The organism is Mesorhizobium sp. M7A.F.Ca.US.006.04.2.1, assembly GCF_004022915.1.
Lineage (GTDB): Bacteria > Pseudomonadota > Alphaproteobacteria > Rhizobiales > Rhizobiaceae > Mesorhizobium > Mesorhizobium ciceri.
In genome coordinates this window covers 1-5,460 of the sequence record NZ_RZQA01000419.1, presented here as the reverse complement: position 1 = coordinate 5,460, position 5,460 = coordinate 1, and the positions used below count along the sequence as shown (strand labels likewise).

Annotated in this window: 5 protein-coding genes; 3 read left to right on the top strand and 2 right to left on the bottom strand. The window is 64.3% G+C overall.

The features are described from left to right. From EN925_RS21260 to EN925_RS21250, 3 genes are all read left to right on the top strand, one after another. Positions 1-256 (top strand): SIS domain-containing protein (locus EN925_RS21260; RefSeq protein ID WP_164894309.1); only part of this gene is annotated, 256 nt, incomplete at its 5' end. A gap of 193 nt (positions 257-449) precedes the next feature. Then, positions 450-1,610, top strand: coding sequence for an efflux RND transporter periplasmic adaptor subunit (locus EN925_RS21255; protein WP_127368874.1), 1,161 nt, complete (start codon positions 450-452; stop codon positions 1,608-1,610). Continuing rightward, the gene (locus EN925_RS21250) at positions 1,607-4,738 is read left to right on the top strand and encodes an efflux RND transporter permease subunit (RefSeq protein ID WP_127368873.1); all 3,132 of its coding nucleotides are present in this window, start codon (positions 1,607-1,609) and stop codon (positions 4,736-4,738) included. The genes EN925_RS21255 and EN925_RS21250 overlap by 4 nt, the downstream gene beginning before the upstream one ends. 64 nt (positions 4,739-4,802) lie before the next feature. Here the strand turns inward: EN925_RS21250 and EN925_RS21245 are convergent, their stop codons facing one another. Together EN925_RS21245 and EN925_RS21240 are read right to left on the bottom strand one after the other, a co-directional pair. Beyond that, positions 4,803-5,213: a GtrA family protein gene (locus EN925_RS21245; protein ID WP_013529676.1), complete on the bottom strand. Its 411-nt coding sequence runs from the start codon at positions 5,211-5,213 to the stop codon at positions 4,803-4,805. Next, positions 5,210-5,460, bottom strand: a 251-nt coding sequence (locus tag EN925_RS21240) for a ChbG/HpnK family deacetylase (protein ID WP_245487258.1), incomplete at its 5' end; no start/stop codon positions are given. The genes EN925_RS21240 and EN925_RS21245, both read right to left, overlap by 4 nt.

Here is a 5,460-nt window from a genome sequence, read left to right as displayed (position 1 = left end):
CTACCAGGACAGCCTCCTCCGCTTCGCCGAGAAGGCGCATCAGCGTGGCGTGCAGATCGTGCTGTTCACCGACCAGTGGCTGTCGCCGATCGCCCGCCTTGCTCGCCATGTCATCGCCGGACGAACCGCGGTGCCGTCGGCATGGGATTCATCGGCGGCCCTTTTCGTCGTCGCCGAAACGCTGATCGGCGCCGTCACCAGGCAACTGGAAGCAGAAGGCGCCAAACGCATTCGCGAGATGGAAAGTCTGCGTTAGTGCATATGCGATGATCCGAAGCGTTACGCATATTTTCTCAAACGTTACATATATTTAATATGCGCAGCCCCCGGAGAATTGTCATAAAGACGCGATATCGAGACGGCTTCTTTGCCTTACAATAGCCTCGCTGCGTCTGCTTCATTTCGGGAAACCGGTAGACGGAAGGATTGTTTTACCAACCGGAGTGCTGATGGCCGCCTGGAAACAGATACTTTTTGCATTCGTGATGCTGGTGGTGGCGGCAGCCGCCTGGCTGCGCTTTTATCCCGGCGCACCGGACGTGCTGGCACGTTGGGGCATCGACTGGGCTTACGCGGCAACGCCCCCGGCTGAAACCGGTGCCGCCAACGCGAGGCAGGCAAACGGCCGCAACGGCAACCAGCGGGTGAACGTGGTCGCCTTGGCGGCCACTTCGGCTGTTATCAACGACCGCCTGCAGGCGATCGGCACCGGCCGTGCCAACGCCTCGGTGACCGTCAATCCTTACAGCTCCGGCCGCCTCGCCGAACTGCTGGTCGAATCCGGCAGCCATGTCGAAAAGGGACAGATCCTCGCCACCCTCGATTCCGAGACCGAAGTGATCTCTCAGGACCGTGCCAAGCTCGCCTTGCAGGATGCTCAGTCCAAGCTCGACCGCGTCAAGTCGCTGCGTGCCTCCAATGCCGCGACCCCGGTAGCCGTGGCTGACGCCGAGGTGGTGCTGGCGGGCGCCAAGCTGGCGCTTCAGGACGCGGAACTTGCACTGCAGCGCCGGTCGATCCTGGCGCCGATCGCCGGCACCGTCGGCATCCTGCCGATCTCGGCCGGCAATTACGTCACCAACCAGTCGGCCATCGCCACGCTCGACGACCGGTCCTCGATCCTGGTCGATTTCCTGGTACCCGAGCGCTTCGCCGCCGCCGTCAAGGTCGGTGCGCAATTGACGGCGACGCCGATCGCCAATCCCAGCAACGCCTATAGCGGCACCGTTTCGGCCATCGACAACCACATCGATGAAAAGAGCCGCACCCTGCTGGTCAAGGCCAAGATCGCCAACCCGGCCGATTCGCTGCGCGCCGGCATGTCGTTCGGCATCACCATGAAATTTCCGGGGCAAACCTATCCGGCCGTCAGCCCGCTGGCGATCCTGTGGGGGTCGGACGGCGCCTATGTCTGGCAGATCGAGGATGGCAAGGCCAGGCGGGTCCCGGTGCGCATCATCCAGCGCAACACCGAGACCGTGCTGATCGACGCCGAGATCGACAATGGCGACATGGTGGTCACAGAAGGCACCCAGAGCGTCAGCGAGGGCGGCGCGGTTCGCCTTGCCGGCGAAGAGCAGCGCGCCGCGGACGCCGCCGCAGGCTCATGACCGGAACCATCAACACCGCCAGCGAGACCGGCTTCACCGCCCTGTTCATCCGCAGGCCGGTCATGGCCTTCGTGCTCAACACGCTGATCGCGGTCGCCGGCCTGGCCGCTTTCTACGGCGTCGAGATCCGCGAACTGCCTGATGTCGACCGCGCGGTCGTCACTGTTTCCACCACCTTCGAGGGCGCGGCGGCCGAGACCGTCGACCGCGAACTGACCGACACGATCGAGGGCGCCGTCGCCCGCGTCTCAGGCGTCAAGTCGATCTCGTCGTCTTCCTCGTTCGGCTCGAGCCGCGTCACCATCGAGTTCAACGACGGCGTCGATCTGAATGTCGCCGCCTCGGACGTGCGTGATGCTGTCGGCCGCGTCGCCAATCAGATGCCCGACACCGCCGATCCGCCGCGCATCGTCAAGGCCGACGCCAATTCCGACGCGGTGATGCGACTGGCGGTGACCTCGGACAACATGTCGATCCAGGACATGACCGTGGTGGTCCAGGACCAGATCGAGGACGAGCTTGCCGCCGTGCCCGGCGTTGCAGACGTCCAGGTCTATGGCGACCGCGACAAGATCTTTCGCATCGATGTCGACCAGAACAAGCTGGCCAGCCTCGGCTTCACGGTTGCCGATCTCAGGGCCGCCCTTGCCTCGGTCGCTTTCGATTCCCCTGCCGGTTCGATCACCACGACCAACCAGGACCTGATCGTCCGCACGACTGCCGACGTGACCACGCCGGAAGAGTTCGAAAACATCATTGTCGGCGGCACGACGCGCATCCGCGACGTCGCCACCGTCACGCTCGGTCCCGACGTCGGCCAGACCACGCTGCGCTCGGACGGCAAGACCGGCATCGGCATCGGCATCATCCGCCAGGCGGAATCGAACACGCTGGACATCTCGACCGGTGTCCAGGCCGCCGTCGCCAAGCTGCAGGAAAACCTGCCCAAGGGCATGTCGATCAAGATCACCAGCGACGACGCCGTCTTCGTCAAGGGCGCGGTGCACGAGGTCGAGATCGCACTCGGCCTGTCCGTGACTATGGTGCTGATCGTCATCTATGTGTTTCTCCTCGACTGGCGCGCGACGCTGATCCCCGGCCTGTCGATGCCCGTCGCCATGATCGGCACCATCGCTGCCATCTATCTGGCCGGCTTCTCGGTCAACATCCTGACCCTGCTCGCTCTGGTGCTGGCGACGGGACTGGTCGTCGACGACGCCATCGTCGTGCTCGAAAACATCGTGCGACGACGCAATGAAGGCATGGGGCCCCGCGCCGCCGCCGTGCTTGGCGCGCAGGAAGTGTTTTTCGCCGTCATTGCCACCACCTTGACGCTGGTCGCCGTCTTCGTGCCGATTTCGTTCCTGCCCGGCCAGACCGGCGGCCTGTTCCGCGAATTCGGCTTCGTGCTTGCCATGTCGGTGCTATTGTCCTGCGTTGTGGCGCTGACGCTGTGCCCGATGCTCGCCTCGCGCATGCTGACCAGCGCATCGCTCCACCACGAAGGGGGCCATGGCATCGGCGCCCGCATCGGCGGCGCGCTCAGTACGGCCTACAAGCGCGGCCTACACGCCTGCCTCGACGCGCCATGGATCGTGCTTCTGGTCGCGGTGCTGTTTGCCGGCACCGCCTTCACGCTGTTCGGCACCATCCGCCAGGAGCTGACGCCGACCGAGGACCGCGCCGCCGTGCTTCTGCGCATCAGCGCCCCGCAAGGCGTCAGCCTCGACTATACGACGCAGCAGATGCAGAAGATCGAGAGACTGATCCAGCCGATGCGCGATTCCGGCGAGATCCGCTCGACCTTCGAGAATGCCGGCCAGAACGGCTCCTACAATTCCGGCTTCATGGTGATGACGTTGGCGCCGTGGAACGAGCGCAGCCGCAGCCAGCAGGAGATCATGGCCGAGATCAGCCAGTTGACCAGGCAGGTTCCGAGCGTGCGCATCTTCCCGGTACAGCCCAACAGCCTCGGCATCCGTGGCGCCGGCAACGGCCTGCAGTTCGCGCTGGTCGGCAACGACCGCAAGGCGCTCGGCGACGCAGCCGTGAAGATCATCGCCGAGATGCAGAAGGACGCGCGCTTCCAGACACCGCGCCTGTCGATCGACCCGACGCAACCGCAGCTCGCCGTGGCCATCGACCGCGAGCGCGCCTCCGACCTCGGCATCGACATATCGGGACTGGCCAACACCTTGCAGGCCATGCTCGACGGCAACGATGTCGTCGACGTCTACATCGCCGACCGCAGCTACGGCGTGAAGCTGGTCTCGACCACCAATCCGATCAACGATCCGACGGATCTGGAAAACATCTTCCTGAAAACATCAGACGGACGTTTCGTGCCGATGTCGACCATCGCCACGCTGACCGAACGTGCCGTACCGCCATCACTGTCGCGCGAACAGCAGCAGCCCTCGGTGGCCATCACCTCCAACCTCAGTGGCGACTTCGCACTTGGCGACGCGCTCACCCGCGCCGAGGAGATCGCCACGCCGCTGCTGCCGCCAGGCAGCCGCATCTTGCCGCTGGCCGAGGCGGCGACGCTGGGCGAAACCAACAGCGCCATGATCACCATTTTCGGCTTCGCGCTGGTCATCATCCTCCTGGTGCTGGCCGCCCAGTTCGAAAGTTTCGTCAGTGCCGTCATCATCATGGCGACGGTGCCGCTCGGACTGGCCTGCGCGATTTTCGCGCTTCTGCTCTCGGGCACCAGTCTCAATGCCTACAGCCAGATCGGCCTGGTGCTTTTGGTTGGCGTCATGGCCAAGAACGGCATCCTGATCGTCGAATTCGCCAACCAGCTGCGCGATCGCGGGCTTGGCGTGCGCGAAGCGATCGAGCAGGCCTCGATCATCCGCGTGCGGCCGGTGATGATGACGATGATCTGCACCGTGCTCGGCGGCTTGCCGCTGGTGCTGGCGAGCGGCGCCGGTGCCGAGGCGCGCGTCGCGCTCGGCTGGGTCATCGTCGGCGGCCTGGGGCTGGCCACCGTCTCGACACTGTTCCTGACGCCGGTCGCCTATCTCCTGCTTGGCCGCTTCGTCACGCCGAAGACCCATGAGGAAGCGCGACTGAAGCGCGAGTTGGAGGAAGCCGCCTACACCAATGTGGAACCGGCGGAGTAAAGAAATCCAGGGAAAAGTGTGTAGCGGTTTTCCGTCCGGAATTTCGTAAGAAAAATAGTTCCGCCTATCTCAAGAACCGGCCTTCGATCGACCAGCGCGCGGCGAGGAAATTCAGCACCGCCGCCACCACGACACCGGCGATCTTTGCCGGCCACACTCCGGCGATGCCGGCAAACAGCGCGATGGAGAGGCTGGAGACGCCGAGCGAAATTAGCCCTCCAAGCGAGGCGAAGCGAAGGAATGCGTCACGCAGCCGGATGGCTCGATTGCGCTCGAACGACCAGAAGCCGTTCGCCGCGAAGGAAAAGGTGACGGCGATGAACCAGGCAGCAACGTTGGCCGGCAGCGGCGAAGCACCGAGCTTGAGCAGCAGGAAGAAGCTGGCAAGGTCGATGGCTGTGTTGGCCAGTCCGACAATGGCAAAGCGGACGATCTTGTTGCCGGTCGAACGCGGGGGCCGCTCGGCGTCGTTCATCCCCTGCCATCCATGATTGCGACATTGGCGCGGGCCAGGCTGGCTCCGAACGCGTCCGATGCCAGGGCCGCGAATTCGACCTCGCGCACACCTTGCATCGTGTCGCGCGCGCGCAGCGTCTCGTCGACATGGCCGGGATGGCACATGAACAGCCCTTGTTCCGGCAACCCTTCGACGGCGGCCTGCAGAACCGCAGTGAACTTTTCGGGCTGCCGCCAGTCATAGATGCCGGCGAGCGGCTGGAAAA